15 protein-coding genes are annotated in these 19502 nt (G+C 73.4%); 4 read left to right on the top strand and 11 right to left on the bottom strand.

Annotation, left to right across the window (positions count from 1 at the left end):
- Nucleotides 1–106 precede the first annotated feature (106 nt).
- Nucleotides 107–1876, top strand: a complete 1770-nt coding sequence (locus tag OTB16_RS20645) for a dolichyl-phosphate-mannose--protein mannosyltransferase (protein WP_420717758.1) — start codon at nt 107–109, stop codon at nt 1874–1876.
- Here OTB16_RS20645 and OTB16_RS20640 read toward each other — a convergent pair.
- Nucleotides 1873–2574, bottom strand: coding sequence for a histone deacetylase (locus OTB16_RS20640; RefSeq protein WP_267721961.1), 702 nt, complete (start codon nt 2572–2574; stop codon nt 1873–1875). The two genes, OTB16_RS20645 and OTB16_RS20640, sit on opposite strands and share 4 nt — an antisense overlap.
- Nucleotides 2575–2713: 139 nt before the next feature.
- On the opposite strand from OTB16_RS20640, the gene OTB16_RS20635 reads away from it, so the two are divergent.
- Nucleotides 2714–4345, top strand: a complete 1632-nt coding sequence (locus OTB16_RS20635; RefSeq protein WP_267721756.1) for a penicillin-binding transpeptidase domain-containing protein — start codon at nt 2714–2716, stop codon at nt 4343–4345.
- A 207-nt stretch (nt 4346–4552) separates the two neighbouring features.
- On the opposite strand, the gene OTB16_RS20630 is transcribed toward OTB16_RS20635, so the two are convergent.
- The 4 genes from OTB16_RS20630 to OTB16_RS20615 are packed head-to-tail and all read right to left on the bottom strand — an operon-like array spanning nt 4553 to nt 8483.
- Entirely contained in the window at nt 4553–5824 is a 1272-nt protein-coding gene (locus tag OTB16_RS20630) for a serine hydrolase domain-containing protein (protein WP_267721755.1), read from the bottom strand.
- Between the two features lie 55 nt (nt 5825–5879).
- Nucleotides 5880–6641, bottom strand: coding sequence for an energy-coupling factor ABC transporter ATP-binding protein (locus tag OTB16_RS20625; RefSeq protein WP_267721754.1), 762 nt, complete (start codon nt 6639–6641; stop codon nt 5880–5882).
- A complete protein-coding gene (gene cbiQ / locus OTB16_RS20620) occupies nt 6629–7390 on the bottom strand; it encodes a cobalt ECF transporter T component CbiQ (protein ID WP_267721753.1) in 762 nt (253 codons plus the stop codon). Before cbiQ ends, OTB16_RS20625 begins: the two co-directional genes overlap by 13 nt.
- A 1-nt stretch (nt 7391) precedes the next feature.
- On the bottom strand, nt 7392–8483 hold the full coding sequence (locus OTB16_RS20615; protein ID WP_267721752.1) for an energy-coupling factor ABC transporter permease: 1092 nt from the start codon (nt 8481–8483) through the stop codon (nt 7392–7394).
- Between the two features lie 180 nt (nt 8484–8663).
- Between OTB16_RS20615 and OTB16_RS20610 the strand changes: the two genes are divergently transcribed.
- A complete protein-coding gene (locus tag OTB16_RS20610; RefSeq protein ID WP_267721751.1) occupies nt 8664–9065 on the top strand; it encodes an SsgA family sporulation/cell division regulator in 402 nt (133 codons plus the stop codon).
- Nucleotides 9066–9177: 112 nt separating this feature from the next.
- On the opposite strand, the gene OTB16_RS20605 is transcribed toward OTB16_RS20610, so the two are convergent.
- The gene (locus OTB16_RS20605; protein WP_267721750.1) at nt 9178–11379 is read right to left on the bottom strand and encodes an MMPL family transporter; all 2202 of its coding nucleotides are present in this window, start codon (nt 11377–11379) and stop codon (nt 9178–9180) included.
- Nucleotides 11380–11502: 123 nt separating this feature from the next.
- Entirely contained in the window at nt 11503–12093 is a 591-nt protein-coding gene (locus tag OTB16_RS20600; RefSeq protein ID WP_267721748.1) for a TetR/AcrR family transcriptional regulator, read from the bottom strand.
- A 151-nt stretch (nt 12094–12244) separates the two neighbouring features.
- Here OTB16_RS20600 and OTB16_RS20595 point away from each other — a divergent pair, with 151 nt between their 5' ends.
- The gene (locus tag OTB16_RS20595) at nt 12245–15526 is read left to right on the top strand and encodes a S41 family peptidase (protein ID WP_267721746.1); all 3282 of its coding nucleotides are present in this window, start codon (nt 12245–12247) and stop codon (nt 15524–15526) included.
- A gap of 109 nt (nt 15527–15635) precedes the next feature.
- Here OTB16_RS20595 and OTB16_RS20590 read toward each other — a convergent pair whose 3' ends face one another.
- The 4 genes from OTB16_RS20590 to OTB16_RS20575 all read right to left on the bottom strand — a co-directional run bounded on the left by OTB16_RS20590 (nt 15636) and on the right by OTB16_RS20575 (nt 19399).
- Nucleotides 15636–15824 (bottom strand): hypothetical protein, encoded by a 189-nt coding sequence (locus OTB16_RS20590; RefSeq protein WP_267721745.1) that lies wholly within the window; start codon nt 15822–15824, stop codon nt 15636–15638.
- Between the two features lie 85 nt (nt 15825–15909).
- Nucleotides 15910–16791 carry an SDR family oxidoreductase gene (locus OTB16_RS20585; protein WP_267721744.1) on the bottom strand — a complete coding sequence of 294 codons (882 nt, stop codon included), beginning with the start codon at nt 16789–16791 and terminating at the stop codon, nt 15910–15912.
- Nucleotides 16788–17714, bottom strand: a complete 927-nt coding sequence (locus OTB16_RS20580) for an alpha/beta fold hydrolase (RefSeq protein ID WP_267721743.1) — start codon at nt 17712–17714, stop codon at nt 16788–16790. Before OTB16_RS20580 ends, OTB16_RS20585 begins: the two co-directional genes overlap by 4 nt.
- Complete coding sequence (locus OTB16_RS20575) at nt 17711–19399, bottom strand: flavin-containing monooxygenase (protein WP_267721741.1); 1689 nt, start codon at nt 19397–19399, stop codon at nt 17711–17713. Before OTB16_RS20575 ends, OTB16_RS20580 begins: the two co-directional genes overlap by 4 nt.
- Between the last annotated feature and the right edge of the window lie 103 nt (nt 19400–19502).

Genomic DNA, 19502 nt, shown 5'->3' with positions numbered 1-19502 from the left:
CGCCGGGCCGCCACGCAGCCACCGTGGGCCGCCGCCGGGGGCCCGGCTCGCCCGTCGGGTACGCGGCGACTGGGGCTCCCACAGATCGGTTCCCTACGATGACCCGGTGACCAGTACCGCGACGCCGCCGCCCAGCCCCGCGGGGGCCCCGCCCGCCCCGCCCGCGGGACGCGCACAAGAGCCCCCCACGTGGCTGGGCCGCCTGCGCGGTTTCGGCTACGCGCCCCCGGCGGGGACGGCGCCGCGCCCCGACGCCCGCACCCGCCTGGTGCCCCCGTACGCCAGGCCGTCGGCGCAGCTGTGGGCGACCTTCGGGCTGCCGCCCGGGGTGTGGGGCACCTGGCAGCGCATCGTCTCGTGGGCCGGTCCGCTGCTGGTGGCGATGGTCGCCGGTGTGCTGCGGTTCGTGCACCTGGGCAGCCCGAAGGCGGTGATATTCGACGAGACGTACTACGCCAAGGACGCCTGGGCCACGGTCAAGCAGGGCTACGAGGCCAGCTGGCCGAAGGACATCGACAAGTCGATCCTCGCCAACCCGGACGGCGTGCCGCTGCCGGTCGACCCCGGGTACGTGGTCCACCCGCCGGTCGGCAAGTGGGTCATCGGGCTCGGCGAGTGGATGTTCGGCCTCACCCCCTTCGGCTGGCGGTTCATGACCGCCGTCCTCGGCACGCTCTCGGTGCTGATGCTGTGCCGGATCGGGCGCCGCCTCTTGCGCTCCACGTTCCTCGGCTGCCTGGCGGGCGCGCTGCTGGCGGTGGACGGCCTGCACCTGGTGATGAGCCGGACCGCGCTGCTCGACCTGGTGCTGATGTTCTTCGTGCTGGCCGCGTTCGGGGCGCTGCTCATCGACCGGGACCGGACCCGGGCCAGACTCGCCGACGCGCTGCCGGTGGACGCGGAGGGCCGTACCCGGCCCGACATGAAGATCGCCGAGACGCTGGGGCTGGGCTGGCGGCCGTACCGCCTCCTGGCCGGCGTGTGCCTGGGCCTGGCCGCGGGCACGAAGTGGAACGGCTTCATCGCGCTGGCCTTCTTCGGCGTCCTGACCGTCCTGTGGGACGCCGCCGCGCGCCGCACGGCGGGCGCGGGCGCCCCGTACGCCTCGATGCTGCGGCGCGACGCGCTGCCCGCCTTCGTGTCGACGGTGCCGGTGGCGGTGGCGACGTACGCGGCCTCCTGGTCGGGCTGGATCTTCAGCCCGGACAACGGCAAGGGCGGCTACCTGCGCGACTGGGCCGCCAAGAACGACCAGGGCAGCTCCCTGTCGTTCCTGCCCGAGTGGGTGCGCAGCCTGTGGCACTACGAGACCGAGGTCTACAAGTTCCACGTCGGCCTGACCTCCGGGCACACCTACGAGTCCAACCCGTGGAGCTGGCTGGTCCTGGGCCGGCCCGTCTCCTTCTTCTACGAGTCCCCCGAACCCGGCACGGACGGCTGCCCGGCGACGGAGGCGGGCAAGTGCGCCCGCGAGGTGCTGGCCCTGGGCACCCCGCTGCTGTGGTGGGCGGGCTGCTTCGCGCTGCTGTACGTGCTGTGGCGGTGGTTCTCCCGCCGCGACTGGCGGGCGGGCGCGATCGCGTGCGCACTGGGCGCGGGCCTGCTGCCCTGGTTCAACTACCAGGAGCGGACCATCTTCTTCTTCTACTCGGTGGTCTTCGTCCCGTACCTGTGCCTGGCGGTGGCGATGATGATCGGCGCCCTGCTGGGCCCGGCGGGCTCATCGGAACGCAGACGGGCCCTGGGCGCGATCGGGTCGGGCGTGCTGGTCCTGCTGATCGTGTGGAACTTCATCTACTTCTGGCCCATCTACACGGGCCAGACCCTCCCGATGGACTCCTGGCGCCACCGCATGTGGCTGGACACCTGGGTCTAGCGGGTCCGTCCGGCGGCGGCGCCGTCAGGGGGTGTGAGGAGGGCCGTGATCCGGGCCTCGGTCCAGTGGCCGGCCGCGCCCGGGCAGCGGGCGAGGTAGGCGGCTACGGAGCGCCGGTCCCACGGGCCGCACTCCAGCAGGCCGGTCGCCAGGAGCCGTACGTACGGGGCGGAGGGCGCGGCCCAGTCCACGTCCCCCATGGCCCAGGGCGCCGTGAAGGTCAGCACCGGGACGCCCTCCAGCGCGCCGGGGCAGATCAGCGTCTCGTACCGGCCGGGCCCGAGTTCGTCGCGGCCCGTGCGCAGCACCGTGGTCAGGTCGAGGTCGGCGCCGGGATCCCGGTACATCTCCTGGGCCGCGATGTCGGAGAACTGCCGCGCCGACACCAGGTGGGCCCGCGCCCGCGTCCGGCCCGGGGGCGCCGGGTCGTAGAAGCCCCGGCCGCCGGTCCACACGGCGGATTCCGTGGCGAAGTACAGCCGGCCGGGCAGCTCGACGGGGAGCGACCGCGCCGGGGCGCGCCGGTCGCGGCACCCGGGGTAGCGGTGCGGGGACCCCGGCGGGGCACCTCCGGCGATGTAGGAGTTCAGCCGGTCCAGGTGCATGTTCGAGCCGTACGCCGTGTACCAGACCAGCTCCGGGGGCGGCCCGTCCACCCGGGCCGCTTCCACCTCGCGCACGCCGCTCATGGGGCTCATGGGGTTCATGGGGCTCCTGAAAGATGTTCCGGTCCGGTAACAAGGGTGAATCATGGTGTATGCACAGCGTAAGGTCTGCACCTGAGGTTCTTTGAACATGTTCAGAGAAGTGACGTGTTTCCCGGGGGAGGGACCAGTAGTGAACGGGGCAGCGAAGAGTGCCGTCGTCGGTGGGGTATTCCTGGCGATGGTGGGCGGGACGTCGTACGGGGTGTACGCGCTCGTCGGAGACGAGAACGGCGGGGGCGGGTCGTCCGGCGGCGCCCAGACCGCATCGGAGAAGGGCAGCGGCCCCGTCGGCGAGAAGGAGGCCGCCGCGGCCGCGAAGGACTTCCTGGCGGCGTGGGCGGAAGGCGACGGCAGGAAGGCCGCCGACCTGACGAACAACGCCGCGGCCGCGCAGAGCGCGCTCGGCGACTTCACGGCCAAGGCGTTAGTGTCGAAGGCCGTGATCACCCCCGGCCCGCCGACGGGGACCACCGTGCCCTTCAAGGTCGCCGCGGAAATCACGTACGAGGGCGTCACCAAGCCCCTCGTCTACGACTCCCGGCTGACCGTGGTGCGCGGCCTGACCAGCGGCAAGCCCCTGGTCGACTGGAAGTCCTCGGTCATCCACCCGGAGCTGGGCCCGAGCGACACGCTGCGCGCGGGCGCGCCCGCGAGCCCGCCCGTCAAGGCCGTGGACCGCAACGGCGAGGAGCTGACCGCGGAGAAGTACCCCTCGCTGCGGACCGTCCTGGCCCAGCTGCGCGAGACGTACGGCGCCAAGGGCGGCGGCAAGCCCGGCGTGGAACTGTGGATCGGGCCGGGCGACGGGAACGGGGCGAAGCGGACCCTGCTGACGCTGGTGGAGGGCGAGCCGAGCACCCTCAAGACGTACCTGGACGCGAAGGTGCAGGCGGCGGCCGAGCAGGCGGTCGCCGAGTACCCCGAGGCGTCGGTGGTCGCGGTCAAGCCGAGCAACGGGCACATCCTCGCCATCGCCAACCACCGCGCGGACGGCTACGACGCGGCGATGACGGGCAACCGGGCGCCGGGCTCGACGATGAAGGTCGTGACGGCGGCCATGCTGCTGGACCGCGGCCTGGTCGCGGCCGACAAGCCGGCGGAGTGCACGAAGGACGTGGTCTGGGGAGGCCGCACCTTCCACAACCTGAAGAACTTCGAACTGCCGGGCGCCACCTTCGCGAAGAGCTTCGCCCAGTCCTGCAACACCGCCTTCATCAAGCCGATCGACGACGTGCGCGACGACGCGGCGCTGTCGAAGGAGGCGCGGGAGGTCTTCGGCATCGGGCTGGACTGGAAGACGGGCATCAAGTCCACCGACGGCAAGGTTCCGACGGCCACGGGCGCGGAGGAGGCCGCCGCGTACATCGGGCAGGGCCGGATCACCATGAACCCGCTGAACGTGGCGTCGATCACCGCGACCGCGCGCACCGGGGTGTTCCGCCAGCCGCTGCTGGTCTCCCCGGACCTCGACGGGCGTACGGTCGCGACGGCGGAGCGCCGGATGAAGCCGGCGGTGCAGCAGCAGCTGGTGTCGATGATGCGGCTGACGGCGGCCGGCGGTACGGGCACCAGGGCGATGGCGCCGGTCGGCGGCGACAAGGGCGCGAAGACCGGTTCCGCGGAGGTCGACGGCGCGGGCAGCCCGGACAGCTGGTTCACCGGGTTCAGCGGCGACGTGGCCGCGGCGGCGATGGTCGAGGGCGGCGGCCACGGCGGCGACGCGGCGGGCCCGATCGTAGCCTCGGTCCTCACCTCGAACTGACCCCACCCCACCCCCCGGCCCCCGGCCCCCTGCCAACCACCGCCGCCTGAGGCCCGGGGCCCCGATCCAGCCCCGCCGGCGTTCGAGGCGCGGGGGCCCCAATCCAGCCCCGCCGGCGTTTGAGGCGCGGGGGTCCGGGGGCAGGGCCCCCGGCAGTGGCGCCGCACCCGCCCGACTGGCCGACGTACGGGCTCTGCCGGCCACCGCCTAACGGCCGTCGGCAGAGCCCCGGCCGGAACCGGGCCCGGCTCCGGAATCGGACCCGCCCGCCGCATCAAGGCAGGCGCGCACCGCCCGGACCAAGGCCTGCGCCCTCGGGTCGGCGGTGACCGACTTGGCCAGGGCGTTGGTGACGTACCCGAAACCGACGCCCGCCTCCGGGTCGGCGAAGCCCAGCGAGCCGCCCCGCCCGGGGTGCCCGAAGGACGCCGGGGACAGCAGCGGTGAGGCCGCGCCGTGCAGCATGTAGCCGGGGCCGAAGCGGGTGTTCACCACGAGCACCCGGTCCGGGCCCGCGGACAGCTCCGACCCGGCGAGGGCGGTGGTCCGCGGGGTGAACAGGCGGCGGCCGTCCTCGGTGTCGTCCAGCAGCGCCGCGTAGAAGCCGGCCAGTGCCCGCGCCGTGCCGGTGCCCGCCGAGGCGGGGAGTTCGGCGGCCCGGTACTCCGGGGCGTTCTCGTCCGGCAGCGGGTCGATGGCGGCGAAGGCGCGCCGGGTCAGGGAGGCGGGGTCGGCGTACGCCTCGGACACGTTCCTGCGCGGCCGGACCCGCAGCGCGCCCGCCCGTTCCGGCGGTTCCACGGGCGCGACCCGGCCCACCCGGCCGGCCGCCGCCTCGGCGTCCGGCAGGCCGATCCAGAAGTCCAGCCCGAGCGGGCCCGTGACCTCCGCCGCCAGCCAGTGGCCGATCGAGGTGCCGGTCACCCGCAGCACCAGCTCCGACAGCAGCCAGCTGTACGTCTGCGCGTGGTAGCCGTGGTCGGTGCCGGGCTCCCAGAACGGCCGCTGTCCGGCGACGGCGCGCGGCCCGGACGTCCCGTCGACGGCCTCGGCCGGGGTGAGGCTCCGGTCCAGCGCGGGTATCCCGGCCCGGTGCGCGAGCAGGTCCCGTACGAGGACCCGGTCCTTGCCGCCCGCTTTGAACTCGGGCCAGTACGAGCCCACCGGCGCGTCCAGGTCCAGCAGCCCCCGCTGGTGCAGCAGCAGCGGCACGGCGGCCGCGACCCCCTTGGTGGCCGACCGGACCACCTGCGCGGTCCCCGCCCCCCACGGCGCGGCGGCGCCCCCGTCACAAGCCCCGTCACAGGCCCCGTCACAAGCCCCGTCCGCGTCCTTCGGCCCGGCCCACAGGTCGACGACCCGGCGCCCGTCCCGGTACACGGCAACGGCCGCGCCCCGGTCCCCCAGCACCTCGAAGTTGCGCACGAATGCCTCGCGGACGGCCTCGAAACCCTCCGCCACCTCACCCTGGATGTTCACGAGCGGTCCAACACCCGGCACCGCGCCCTTATGCCACGTCCCCTGTGCCGCGCCCCTACGCCACGTGCACCGAGCGCGGGTCGAAGCCGAACGGCAGCTCCAGGCGGTGGGACCGCATCAGCGGCTCGTCGCACAGCAGGTCCTGGGTGCGGCCGTCGGCCGCGATGACGCCCTCGCTGAGGATCACGGCCCGCGGGCACAGCTCCAGCGCGTACGGCAGGTCGTGGGTCACCATCAGCACCGTCACGTCCAGGGACCGCAGGACGTCGGCGAGCTCGCGCCGCGAGGCCGGGTCCAGGTTGGAGGAGGGCTCGTCCAGCACCAGGATCTCGGGCCGCATGGCCAGTACGGTCGCCACCGCGACCCGGCGGCGCTGCCCGAAGGACAGGTGGTGCGGCGGCCGGTCGGCGAAACCGGCCATGCCGACCTGCTCCAGGGCGCCTTGGACCCGTTCCTCCAGTTCGGCGCCGCGCAGGCCGGCCGCCGCCGGGCCGAAGGCCACGTCCTCCCGGACGGTGGGCATGAACAGCTGGTCGTCGGGGTCCTGGAAGACGATCCCGACCCGGCGCCGGACCTCGGCGAAGTTCCGCTTCTCCACGGGCAGCCCGGCCACGGTGACGGAGCCGACGCCGCCGGCCAGGATCCCGTTGAGGTGCAGGACGAGGGTGGTCTTGCCGGCGCCGTTGGGGCCGAGCAGGGCGACGCGCTCGCCGCGCCCGACGGTCAGGTCCACTCCGAAGAGGGCCTGGTGGCCGTCGGGGTAGGCGTAGGCGAGGCCGGAGATCTCCAGCGAGGGTGCGGTCGTCACAGGGTCCATCCCATCAGGCAGACGGCGAGCGCGGTCACCGGGAGCACGGCGGCGTACGCCCACTGGGTGCGCGTGGCCGTCACCTCGTCGATCACCGGCATCGAGCCGGCGTAGCCGCGGCTGACCATGGCCAGGTAGACCCGCTCGCCGCGCTCGTAGGAACGGATGAACAGGGCTCCGGCCGTCTTGGCCAGCACGCCCCAGTGCCGGACGCCGCGGGCCTCGAAGCCTCGCGAGCGCCGCGCGATGGACATCCGGCGCAGCTCGTCGGTGACCACGTCGCCGTAGCGGATCATGAAGGAGGCGATCTGTACGAGCATCGGCGGCAGCTTCAGCCGCTGGAGGCCGAGCAGCAGTGCCCGCAGTTCGGTGGTGGAGGCCAGGAGCACCGAGGCGGCGACGCCGAGGGTGCCCTTGGCCAGGACGTTCCAGGCGCCCCAGAGCCCGGAGACGCTGAGGGACATGCCGAGTACGTCTACCCGCTCGCCCTGCGCCACGAAGGGCATGAGGACGGCGAACGCGACGAACGGGACCTCGATCACGAGGCGCCGCAGCAGGAAGCCCGCGGGGATGCGGGCCACGGCGGCGACCCCGGCGACGAGGACGGCGTACAGGCCGAAGGCCCACACCGCCTCGCGCGGTGTGGACACGACGACGAGCACGAAGGCGAAGGCCGCGGCGAGCTTGCAGTGCGGCGGCAGGCGGTGGACCGGCGAGTGCCCGTGCCGGTAGAGCTTGTGGGCGTGGCCGGCTCCCACGTCAGCCGGCCGCGGGGGGCGCCGTGGAGGCGGCGGTGAGCTCGTCGGAGCGGCGGCGGCGGGACACGGTGATGAAGATCCCGGTGCCGACGGCGACGGTCGCGCCGACGCCGATGACCCCGGCGAGGCCGCCGGACAGGCGCGGGTCCTCGACGTCCTTGACGCCGTAGTCGGCGAGCGGGGAGCCGGCGGCCGCGTGGTCCTCGACCTTCGCGTCGATGCCCTTGTCGGCGGCGACCTTCTCCAGGCCGTCGGGGCTGGCGGAGGCGTAGAAGGAGACGAATCCGGCGAGGACGAGGGCGGTGACCAGGCCGGTGAGCCAGAACTTCCGGGTGGAGCGGTGGGCGGCCGGCGCGGGGGCCTCGGCGGCGGGCGCGTCGACGAGCTCGCCGCCGACGCGCAGCTTCAGCGGCGTGTGCAGCCCGCGCGCGCCGTGCACCAGGTCGGGGCGTACGGCGATCACGGCGCCGACGGTGGCGGCGGTGATGGCGGCCTCACCGATGCCGATGAGGACGTGCACGCCGACCATGGCGGTGAGGACCTTGGCGAGCGGGACGTCGGTGGTGCCGCCGACGGCGTAGACGGCGGTGAAGGCGGCGGCGGCCGCCGGCACCGAGACGAGGGCGCCGGTGAAGGCGGCCGCGGTTACGGAGCGGCGGGTGGGCGGCAGCACCTTGAGGAGCCCGCGGAAGATCGCGTAGGCGACGACCACGGTGACGCCGCCCATGACGGTGATGTTCACGCCCAGCGCGGTCAGCCCGCCGTCAGCGAAGAGGATGCCCTGCATGAGGAGCACCACGGAGACGCACAGCACGCCGGTGTAGGGGCCGACGAGTATCGCGGCGAGCGCCCCGCCCAGCAGGTGGCCGCTGGTGCCGGCGGCAACCGGGAAGTTCAGCATCTGGACGGCGAAGACGAAGGCGGCCACGAGACCGGCGAGCGGTGCGGTGCGCTCTCCCCCGGAGCCTTCGGCCTGAGAGGGGCCCCCCAGTTCGCGGCGCGCGCCGCGCAGGCTGACGCCCACCGCGGCGACGGCCACCACTCCGGCGGCCACCGAGACGGGTGCGTTGATGAATCCGTCGGGCACATGCATGGAATGGCTCCGCTTCCTCACGCAGACTTACGAAGTCTTTAACCGTTCAAGAATAGTGCCCACTTGCGAACGGTTGGCAAGAGCGCTGCCGTCACAAATAGAGCGGTGCGCTTTCGTCGGAATGTGCGAGGCTTGACGGACAAACGGACTCATATGTTCCGATTTCGAGGAGTCGTGTCGATGTCAGCGACCGCCGAGAATCCGCCCGCCGTCGGAGCGGCCACCGCGACCGCGGCCGCCGTCGAGGAACGCGTCAGGGCACGCGTGATCACCGACGACCCGCTCTACCGGACCGTCCCGGCCTTCCTCCGCTTCGACCCCGACGAACCCCTGGCCGTCCGGATCGTCTTCCCCGCGGACCTCTCCCCCGAGGGCACGGACAACGAGTGGGTCTTCCCCCGCGCCCTGCTGGAGGCCGGCCTGGTGACCCCGACGGGGACCGGGGACGTACGCGTCTGGCCCTGCGGCCGCGTCCAGGCGGTCGTCGAGTTCCACTCCCCCGAGGGCGTCGCCGTGGTGCAGTTCGACATCGCCGTGCTGCGCCGCTTCCTGCGCCGTACGTACGCCTCCGTCACCCGGTAGGCGCAAACGGACCGGCCCCGTACCACCTGGCGATCAGGCGGTACGGGGCCGGTCCGTCGTGCGGGGCCCGCGCGGTCGGCCGTACGGTCAGGGCCGCGCGGGAGCCGCCCGGTCAGACGTTGACGAGCTCGCGGTCCTTGTCCGGACCCTCGGGAGAGTCCGGAGTGCCGTCGAGGTGCTTGCGCAGGCTCTCGCCCTCCACGTCCACGTTCGGCAGCAGCTTGTCCAGCCACTTCGGCAGCCACCAGGCCTTGTGCCCGAGCAGGGCGAGGACGGCCGGGACGATGGCCATGCGGACCACGAAGGCGTCGAAGAAGACGGCGACGGCGAGACCGAAGCCGATCATCTTGACCATCTGCTCACTGGCCCCGATGAAGCCGGCGAACACCGCGATCATGATGACGGCGGCGGCCACGACCACCCGGGCGCTGTACTGGAAGCCGGTCACGACCGCCTGGCCGGGGCGCTCGCCGTGGACGTACGCCTCCCGCATGCGGGTGACGAGGAAGACCTCGTAGTCCATGGCCAGACCGAAGACCACGCCCACCATGAAGATCGGCATCATCGACATGATCGGGCCGGTCTGCTCCACCCCGAACAGCGAGCCGAGCCAGCCCCACTGGAAGACCGCGACGACCGCGCCGAGGGCCGCGACGACCGACAGCAGGAAGCCGAGCGCCGCCTTGAGCGGGACCAGGATCGAGCGGAACACCAGCATCAGGAGCAGGAAGGCGAGGCCGACCACGAGCGCCAGGTAGGGCAGCAGCGCGTCGTTCATCTTCTGCGAGAAGTCGATGTTCATCGCGGTCTGGCCGGTGACGAGGACCTCGTCGCCGCTGACCGCGCGGATCTCGTGGACCAGGTCCTCGGTCTGCGTCGAGGACGGGCGGTCCTTGGGGATGACGGTGATGACGCCCGCGTCGCCGGCCTTGTTGAGGTTCGGCGGGGTGACCGCGGCCACGCCCTCCAGCCCCTTGATCTGGTCGACGGTCTTGTCGGCGAGCGCCTTGTCGCCGTCCACGACCACCATCAGCGGGCCGTTGAAGCCCGGGCCGAAGCCGTCGGACAGCAGGTCGTACGCCTGGCGCTGGCTGGTGGAGACCGGCTGGGCGCCGTCGTCCGGCAGGCCCATCTCCAGCTTGCTCGCCGGGATCGCGATGATGCCGAGGCCGATCACGCCGGCCAGCAGCACCATGACGGGGCGGCGCAGGACGAAGCGGGCCCAGCGGGTGCCGCCGTTGGCCTTGGGCTCGGCCCCGGCCGGGCGGCCCTTGCCGAACAGCCTGCTCTTCGTACCGGCGGGGAGGACCTTCTTGCCCGCGAATCCGAGGATGGCCGGGACCAGCGTCAGGGCGACCAGGACCGCGATGACCACGGTTCCGGCGGCCGCGAAGCCCATCTTGGTCAGCATCGGAATGTTGACGACGGCCAGGCCCACGAGGGCGATGACCACGGTCAGACCGGCGAAGACGACGGCGGAGCCGGCGGTTCCGGCGGCCCGGCCGGCGGCCTCGTCGCGGTCACGGCCCTCGGCGAGCTCCGCGCGGTAGCGGGAGACGATGAAGAGCGCGTAGTCGATGCCGACCGCGAGGCCGATCATCATCGCGAGGGTGGAGGTGGTCGAGCCCAGGTCCAGCACGTTGGCGAGCGCGGTGATGGAGGAGACGCCGATGCCCACGCCGATCAGCGCGGTCAGCAGCGGCAGTCCGGCCGCGATCAGCGAGCCGAAGGTGATGACGAGGACGATCGCGGCGACCGCGATGCCGATGATCTCGCCGGAACCGGTCGCGGGGGTCTCCATCAGGGCGTCGCCGCCGATCTGGACGTTCAGCCCCGCGGCGGTGGCTTCCTTGCCGGAGTCCTTCAGCGCGTCGCGCGCCGCGTCCGTCAGCTCCATGCCGCTGACGTCGTACTTGACGCTGACGTAGGCGGTGGAACCGTCCTGGCTCACGGCCTGGGACTGGTACGGGTCGGCGACCGAGGAGATCTGCTGCGCGCCCGGGCCGGACTTCAGCTCGGAGACGATCTTCTCGACCTCGGTCTTGGTGCCGGGGTCGGTGACCTTGGCGCCCTCGGGGGCCTTGATGACGATACGGGCGGTGGCGCCGTCGGCGGCCATGCCCGGGAAGCGCTGGTCCAGCAGGTCGAAGGCCTTCTGGGCCTCCGTGCCGGGTATGGAGAAGGAGCCGGAGGTGGGCGCGGAGGCCGATGCGGCGCCGAAGCCGGCGACGAACAGCAGCGCCACCCAGACGAGGGCGACGAGGCGGCGGCGCCGGAAGGCGCCCCGGCCGAGCCGGTAGAGGAAGGTGGCCACGTCGGTGGTTCTCCCGTTCAGGTCGTGGGATGGATCCGAGGCGGATCAGGGCGTGGTGAGCCGGCCCGACGACGAGAGCGGCGTGTCAGGAGCAGCGGAAGGCGGTGGTGGGGACGGGGAGGGTCAGACGCCGAGGGCGGGGAACACCACGGCGTCGATGAAGTCACCGAGGAAGGCACGGTCGACGGGCCGGTCCTCGATCAGCGGGAGCGCGATGAACGCCCCGATGAGCATGTGGGGTACGAAATCCAGAGCGGGACAGTCCGGGCGGATCTCGCCCCGGTCGACCGCGCGCTGGAGCATGTCCTGGAGGCCGTTGATCTCGGGGTCGACCAGCAGGTCCCGCAGCGCCTGGTGGAGCTCGGGGCTCTCGTGGACGGCGTGGGCCAGACCCCGCATCAGCGCGGTGTCCTTGGCCATCTGCGCGTCGTCCGAGTGCGCCACCATGCGCGCGAAGTCCCCGCGCAGGGTGCCCGTGTCGATTTCGCGCAGCGAGACGGGCTGCGTGCACCGCAGGGCCTTGGCGACCAGTTCCGGCTTGCTCCCCCACTGGCGGTAGAGGGTGGCCTTGCTGGACTTCGTCCGGGCGGCGACCGCGTCCATGGTCAGCGCCTCGTAGCCGACGTCACGCAGGAGGTCGAGGACCGCCTCGTGCAGTTCGGCCTGCCGCTCGGGGGTGATCCGGCTGCGCCGAGCCGCCATCGCCTCGGTCATTCCGCATCCTCCGTCCGAACGAAACTGTTCCGTACGCTTAAGACCATACCCCCCTGCCTAGCGAAACGAAACCGTACCGTTTCGCTTCGGACCGTGTCGTGGATCACCTGTACGAGTTGCCAGGCCCCCCTGCCGCGGAAAGCATTGGGGGGTGAGTCACGACGTCGCGTACCTCCGCTTCCCGCACCTGCACGACGACCTGCTGTGTTTCGCCACCGAGGACGACCTCTGGATCGCCCCCCTGGTCCCCGACGGACAGACACCCGGCCGGGCCTGGCGGGTCACCGTCGACCGGACCCGGGTCAGCCACCCCCGCTTCTCCCCCGACGGCCGGCACATCGCCTTCACCACCTGGCGCAGCCTCGACCCCGAGATCCACCTCGTCCCCGTGGACGGCGGCCCGGCGCGCCAGCTGAGCTACTGGGGCGCCACCGACACCCGCGTCTGCGGCTGGACCCCGCCCGACGAGGAGGGCCGCAGCGACATCCTGGCCGTCTCCTCGCACGGCCAGCCCTTCTCGTACTTCGCCTGGGCCTACAGCCTCCCCACCGACGGCAGCCCCGGCGGCCGCCTGCCCTGGGGGCCGGTCTCCGACCTCCAGGTGCACGGCGGCGAGGACGGCGAGCGGCGCACCCTGCTGCTCACCGGCAAGCCCCCGCACGAGCCGGCCGCCTGGAAGCGGTACCGCGGCGGCGCCACGGGCCGGCTCTGGCTGCACGGCACGCGGCTCCTGGAGGACATCGAGGGCCACCTGGACTCGCCGATGTTCGTGGACGGCCGGATCGCCTTCCTCTCCGACCACGAGGGCGTCGGCAACCTGTACTCCTGCCTGCCCGACGGCACCGGACTGCGCCGCCACACCGACCACCGGGAGTTCTACGCCCGGCACGCCTCCAGCGACGGCTCCCGGATCGTCTACCAGTGCGCGGGGGACCTCTGGCTGGTGGAGTCGCTGGCTCCCGACGCGGTCCCGCGCAAGCTCCGGGTCCGGCTCGGGGGTCCGCGCGCGGGCCGGCGCAGCTACCAGGTGCCGGCCGCCAGCCACGTCGACTCCCTCTCGGTGGACGCCACCGGCCGGGCCAGCGCGGTCGTGGTGCGCGGCAGCCTGTACTGGCTGACCCACCGCGACGGGCCCGCCCGGACCATCGCCGACACCCCGGGGGTGCGGGTGCGGCTGCCGGAGATGCTCGGCAGCGGCGGGCAGGTCGCGTACGTCACCGACGCCGAGGGCGAGGACGCGGTCGAGATCGCGTACCTGCCGCGGGCCTCCGGGGAGCGGGAGCCGCGCCGGCTGGCCTCCGGCGAGCTGGGGCGCGTACTGGAGCTGCTGTCCGACCCGGACGGGGAGCGCCTCGCCATCGCCTCCAACGACGGGCGGCTGCTCCTCATCGACGCGACGCAGGAGTCCAACGGCGAGGTCACCGAGCTGATCCGGTCCGCCAACGGACCCGTCACCGACCTGGCGTTCTCCCCCGACGGGTGCTGGCTGACCTGGTCGCACCCGGGCATCGGCCGCTCGCTGCGGCAGATCAAGATGGCCCGGATCTCCGGTCCCGGCGCCCACACGGTCATCGACGTCACCAACGGCCGCTTCGAGGACGAGAGTCCGGTCTTCACCCGGGACGGCCGCTACCTCGCCTTCCTGTCGTGGCGCGGCTTCGACCCGGTGTACGACGTGCACACCGGGGACCTGTCCTTCCCGCTGGGCTGCCGCCCCTATCTGGTGCCGCTGTCCTCGGCGACCCCCTCGCCGTTCGCGTTCTCGCCCGACGGGCGCCCCGCGGCCGGCGGGCTCGACCCGGTCGAGGGGGACTCCGACGCGGGCGACGGCGCGGTGATCGTGGAGGTGGAGGGGCTGGAGAGCCGGGTGACGCCCTTCCCGGTGTCGGCGTCGAAGTACTCGGCGCTGTACCCGGTCAGCGGCGGCGGGCTGGTGTGGCTGCGCTGGCCCATCTCCGGCGCGCTCGGCGAGACCTTCGCCAACCCGGCGGACACCAGCGGCAAGCCGACGCTGGAGCACTTCGACATGACCAAGGCCCGCAAGACCGAACTGGCCGCCGGTCTGGACTGGTTCGCGGTCAGCGGGGACGGCACCCGGCTCGTGGTCAACGACGACGGCGACCTGCGGGCGGTCCCGGCGACCGAGTCGGGCGACAGCGACTCGACCGTCTACCTGGACCTGCGGCGCATCCTGCACGAGGTCGACCCGGCGGCCGAGTGGCGCCAGGCCTTCGAGGAGGCCGGGCGGATCATCCGCGCCTACTTCTGGGAGCCGGGCATGTGCGGGATCGACTGGGACGGGGTGCTGCGCCAGTACCGCTTCCTGGTCGAACGGGTCGCCTCGCCCGACGAGTTCGCCGACCTGATGCGCGAGGTCCTCGGCGAGCTGGGCACCTCGCACGCCTACGTCTCCCCCGCGCGCCGCAACGAGGGCCCCCCGCACTACCAGCGGGCCATCGGGCTGCTCGGCGCCAACCTGGTCCCCCGGGACGGCGCCTGGGTGGTCAGCCGCATCCTGCCCGGCGAGTCCTCCGACTCCAAGGCCCGTTCCCCGCTGGCCGGAACGGGCATCCGGGAGGGCGCGGAGCTCACCCACGTGGACGGCCGCCCGGTCGACCCGGTGACCGGCCCGTACCCGCTGCTCGGGGCGGCCGGCGGCACCACCGTGGAGCTGACCTTCCGGCCCGCGGAGGGCTCCGGCCGGGCCCGCCGGGTCGCGGTCGTGCCGCTGGTCGACGAGCGGCCGCTGCGCTACCAGGACTGGGTGTCCAAGCGGCGCGCGGTGGTCCGGGAGCTCAGCGGCGGCCGCTGCGGCTACCTCCACATCCCGGACATGGGCGGCTCGGGCTGGGCCCAGTTCAACCGCGACCTGCGGATGGAGATGTCCCGTCCGGCGCTGATCGTGGACGTGCGCGGCAACGCGGGCGGGCACATCAGCGAGCTGGTGGTGGAGAAGCTGACCCGATCGATCCTCGGCTGGGACCTCCCGCGGGGTGCCCAGCCGGTGTCGTACGCGTCCAACGCGCCCCGAGGTCCCATCGTGGCGCTGGCCGACGAGGCGACCGCCTCGGACGGCGACATGATCACCGCGGCCGTCAAGCTGCTGGGGCTCGGCCCCGTGGTCGGCCAGCGGACCTGGGGCGGTGTGGTCGGGATGACCGGCCGGCACACCCTCGGCGACGGGACGGTGATCACGGTGCCGATGAACGCGGCGTGGTTCCCCGAGTACGGCTGGTCGGTGGAGAACCACGGCGTGGAGCCGGACCTCGCCGTCCTGCGGACCCCCCTCGACTGGGCGGAGGGCCGCCACGCGCAGCTCGACGACGCGGTGCACCTGGCCCTGGAGCTGCTGGAGCAGGACCCGGCGGCGGTGCCGCCCGGCTACACGGACGTACCGGACCTGCGCCGCCCGGAGCTGCCGCCGAGGCCGTAGGGACGGGAGGGACGGGAGGGACGGGAGGGACGGGAGGGGAAACCCGGGCACGGGGAAGGGGCGCGGCCCGCGGGCCGCGCCCCTTCCGTCGGCCGGTCCCGCCGCGCGGCTACGCGCCGAAGCCGTCGGCGGGGGCCTCGGCGGGTCGGCGCCGCCGCGCCCGGTCGGGCGTGCCCGGGGCGTCCGGCGCGCGCTGCGCCGAACCCTCCGGGGACTCGTCGCGGATCCGGCCGGCTTCGGCGCCGGCGCGCTCCGCCAGTTGCTTCGCCTTCTCGTGGAACTGGTCTCTCAGGCCCATGGCGTTCCTCCAGCGTGGTGTCGGGGGTTCGGGTGCGACCAGCCTGGCACGACCGGACGAACCTCGCACATCCGACAGTTCGCCCTCAGGAGCGCACGGCCCGCTCCTGCTCGTCCGCGGCCCCGCCGGCCCCGACGAGCCCCTTGGACACGGAGGCCAGCCGCGGCTCGAACCGCTTCATCTCGCGCTGCCCGACGGCGCCGATGATCCCGGGCAGGTAGCCGCGCACGCCCTGCATCCCGCGCAGCCACCACTGCGCGTACACGTGCGCCGAGCGCCGCTCGATGCCCGCCACGATCCGGTCGACGGCCGGCCCCAGCGGGTACGTGCGGTTCGACGGCCAGGGCAGCCGCTGGCGCAGCTCCCGCATCACGTCGTCCTGGTCGGCGCCGCGCACCATGTCGGTGTCGGTCCACGACAGGTAGCCGACGCCGACCTTGACGCCCTTGTAGCCGACTTCGGCGCGCAGGCAGTGGGCGAAGGCCTCGACGCCCGACTTGGAGGCGCAGTACGCCGTCATCATGGGCGCCGGGGTGATCGCGGCGAGCGAGGCGATCTGGAGGAAGTAGCCGCGGCTCTCCATCAGGACGGGCAGGAAGGCCCGGCCGGTGACGGCCCCGCCGATCAGGTTGACCTCGATCACCCGGCGCCAGGCGGCGGGGTCGGAGTCGACGAACGGACCGCCGGAGGCCACGCCCGCGTTGGCGACGACGATGTCGACCTTGCCGAAGCGCTCCTTGACCTCCTGCGCGACGCGGGCCATCGCCTCGTGGTCGGTGACGTCCGCGTACCAGTGGGCGCTCTCGGTGTGCAGCCGCTCGGAGACCTCCTTGAGGGCCTCCGGCTCCAGTCCCACGAGCGCGATCTTCGCACCGCGCGCCGAGAGCTTGCGGGCGAGCAGCTCGCCCACCCCGCGGGCCGCGCCGGTGACGACGGCGACCTGGCCTTCCAGACTCCTGCGGCTCACGGGGTCTTCTCCTTCTCTTCGGTGGGGAGGTACAGGGCGGTCAGTTCGCGCAGGACGCGGGTGACGGCTTCCGGGGCCTCGATCGGGGTCATGTGCCCGATCCCCGTGAGCTCGGTCAGCCCCACGCAGTTCGGGAGCGCGGCGGCGAGCCCCCGGGCGTGCACCACGGGGGTGAGCCGGTCGCTCGTGCCGGCGATGACGGCGGTGGGCACGGTGAGCCGGGCGAGGTCCGCGTCGAGGTCGAGCCCGGCCAGCACCTGCGACCAGTCCCGGCGGACCCCCGCGGGACAGGCGTGCACGATGCGGGCGCAGGCCTCGACGGCGTCGGGGGCGGAGCCGGGGGCCATGGTGGCGTACTTGAGGATCGCGCGGGCGACCGGCGTGACGGGCCCGAGCGGGGCGCGCGAGCCCAGCACCGCGCCGGTGATACGGGTCCGCGCGCGCCCCGGGCCGAACGGCAGGACCCGCGACTCGGCGACCAGGCGTCCGCTGCCGGTGCTGCACAGCAGGGCGGCCGCGGCGTGCTCGGTGAACTCGGGCCGCCGGGCGGCCGCCATGACGGTCATCCCGCCCATGGAGTGCCCGGCGACGACGGCCCGCTCACCGGCGGCCAGGGTGGCCTTCAGTACGGCCACGAGGTCGTCGGCGAGGGCGGTGGTGGTGCACGCGCGGGAGGCGGGGCTGCGCCCGTGCCCGCGCTGGTCGTAGGCGATGACCCGGTGGTCCGTGGCCAGCTCGCGGACCTGCGCGGCCCAGAAGGCCGTGGAGCAGGTCCAGCCGTGCGCCAGCACCACGGCCGGCGCCCCGTCCTCCCCGTGCACCTCGACGTGGAGCCGGGCCCCGTCGGCGGAGACGGCCTCCAGCTCCCGCCGCGCGGCGGGCGGGGCGTAGCGACCGGTCGTAACGTGCGCCGCGCGGCTCACGCGGCCCCCTCCCCGGCGGCGGCGGCGGGCGCCCCGGCGGGCCCCGTCGTGGGCGCGGCGGCGGGAGCCGCCGCGGGCGCCCCGGCGACGGCCTTGGCCGCCCGGCCGGGCCGGGCGGCGGCCGCGGCCGGGCCCGCCGTCGCGCCCACCGGCACCGGTATCCGCTCCCGTCCCCGGTCGCGGTCCTGGGCGCGGATGACCTCGTACTCGGCGAGGTCCACGGTCCGCGTCTCCTTGCGGAACTCCCCGGTCGTGCCCGGCCAGACGGTGGTGTTGCGGCCCTGGGCGTCCAGGTACCAGCTGGTGCAGCCGCCGGTGTTCCAGACCGTCCGCTCCATCCGCGCCTGGACGTGCCGGTTCCACGTGTTCACGGCGGAGGGCCGGGCGGCCAGCGCGACCTTCCCGCCCAGGCTGCTTCCGTCGAGGAGGGCGAGCTGGCGCAGGTAGTCCGCCATGTAGTTCAGCTGGGACTCGATCATCAGGATCATCGAGCTGTTCCCCAGCCCGGTGTTCGGACCGATGATCGTCATCCAGTTGGGGAAGCCCGCCGCCGTCGCGCCGCGCAGCGACCGCATCCCGTCCTTCCACTCGTCCGCGAGGGTCTTGCCCTCCGCGCCGACCACCCGGTCGGCGATCGGCATGTCCGTGACGTGGAAGCCGGTACCGAAGACGATCGCGTCGACCTCGGTCTCCGTCCCGTCGGCGGCGACCAGCACCGAGCCGCGGATCTCCTTGAGGCCGGAGGCGACGAGGTCCACGTTGGGCCGGGCCAGTGCCGGGTAGTACTCGCTGGACAGCAGGATCCGCTTGCAGCCGATCCGGTACGAGGGCGTCAGCCTGGCCCGCAGCGCCGGGTCCTTGATGGAGCGGGCCATGTTGGCCTTGGCCAGCGCCTCGACGAGCCCGAGCTGGTTCGGCCGCTTGGTGAAGGCGCTGACCTGGAGCTCCCGGATCCCCCACAGCAGCCCGCGCCGCGCCGCGCGGGTGAAGGGCAGCTGGCGGTGGAGCCAGCGCTCCGCGGTGGAGATGGCCCGGTCGGTGCGCGGCATCACCCACGGCGGGGTCCGCTGGAAGAGCGTGAGCCGCTCCACGTCGGGGGCGATGGCGGGCACGATCTGGATGGCGGAGGCGCCGGTGCCGATCATGGCGACGCGCTTGCCCGCGAGGTCGTAGTCGTGGTCCCAGCGGGCCGAGTGGAAGACCTTGCCGGGGAACTCCGCGAGTCCCGGTATCTCCGGCATCTTCGGGTCGGACAGCGGTCCGGTGGCCGACACCACCACGTCGGCGGTCAGCTCCCCGGTGTCGGTCTCGATCTCCCAGTGCAGCTCCTCGGCGTCCCAGCGCATCATCCGCACCTCGGAGTCGAGGCGGATGTGCCGGCGCAGCCCGAAGGTGTCGGCGACGTGCTCCAGGTACTCCCGGATGGCGGGCTGCCCCGAGAAGGTCCGGGGCCAGTCCGGGTTGGGCGCGAAGGAGAAGGAGTACAGGTGCGACGGGACGTCGCACGCGCACCCCGGATAGCTGTTGTCGCGCCACGTCCCGCCGACCGACCCCGCCCGTTCCAGGACGACGAAGTCCGTGATCCCCTCGCGCCGCAGCCGTACGGCGGCCCCGAGACCGCCGAAGCCCGTTCCGATCACCGCCACCCGTACGTGCTCACGCCGCCCGTGCTCGCGCTCGCCCATGCCCGCCGCCTCCGCTTCATCCGCAGTGCCTTGCCAGACCATCGCAACACTGCCAGCAATCACTGGCACAATCGGGAGGGTAGAGCAGCCCCGTACTCATGGG

Origin of the sequence: Streptomyces antarcticus, assembly GCF_026627255.1 — a bacterium.
GTDB classification, from domain to species: domain Bacteria; phylum Actinomycetota; class Actinomycetes; order Streptomycetales; family Streptomycetaceae; genus Streptomyces; species Streptomyces antarcticus.
The sequence above is the reverse complement of the archived record's forward strand: the minus strand, read 5'-3'. Positions and strand labels throughout refer to the sequence as shown.

Coding starts and splice junctions, on each gene's coding strand:
- OTB16_RS20640 (WP_267721961.1), bottom strand. CDS start 2,574: ATGAGCCCCATGAGCGGCGTGCGCGAGGTGGAAGCGGCCCGGGTGGAC.
- OTB16_RS20625 (WP_267721754.1), bottom strand. CDS start 6,641: ATGGACCCTGTGACGACCGCACCCTCGCTGGAGATCTCCGGCCTCGCC.
- OTB16_RS20615 (WP_267721752.1), bottom strand. CDS start 8,483: ATGCATGTGCCCGACGGATTCATCAACGCACCCGTCTCGGTGGCCGCC.
- OTB16_RS20610 (WP_267721751.1), top strand. CDS start 8,664: ATGTCAGCGACCGCCGAGAATCCGCCCGCCGTCGGAGCGGCCACCGCG.
- OTB16_RS20600 (WP_267721748.1), bottom strand. CDS start 12,093: ATGACCGAGGCGATGGCGGCTCGGCGCAGCCGGATCACCCCCGAGCGG.
- OTB16_RS20590 (WP_267721745.1), bottom strand. CDS start 15,824: ATGGGCCTGAGAGACCAGTTCCACGAGAAGGCGAAGCAACTGGCGGAG.
- OTB16_RS20575 (WP_267721741.1), bottom strand. CDS start 19,399: ATGGGCGAGCGCGAGCACGGGCGGCGTGAGCACGTACGGGTGGCGGTG.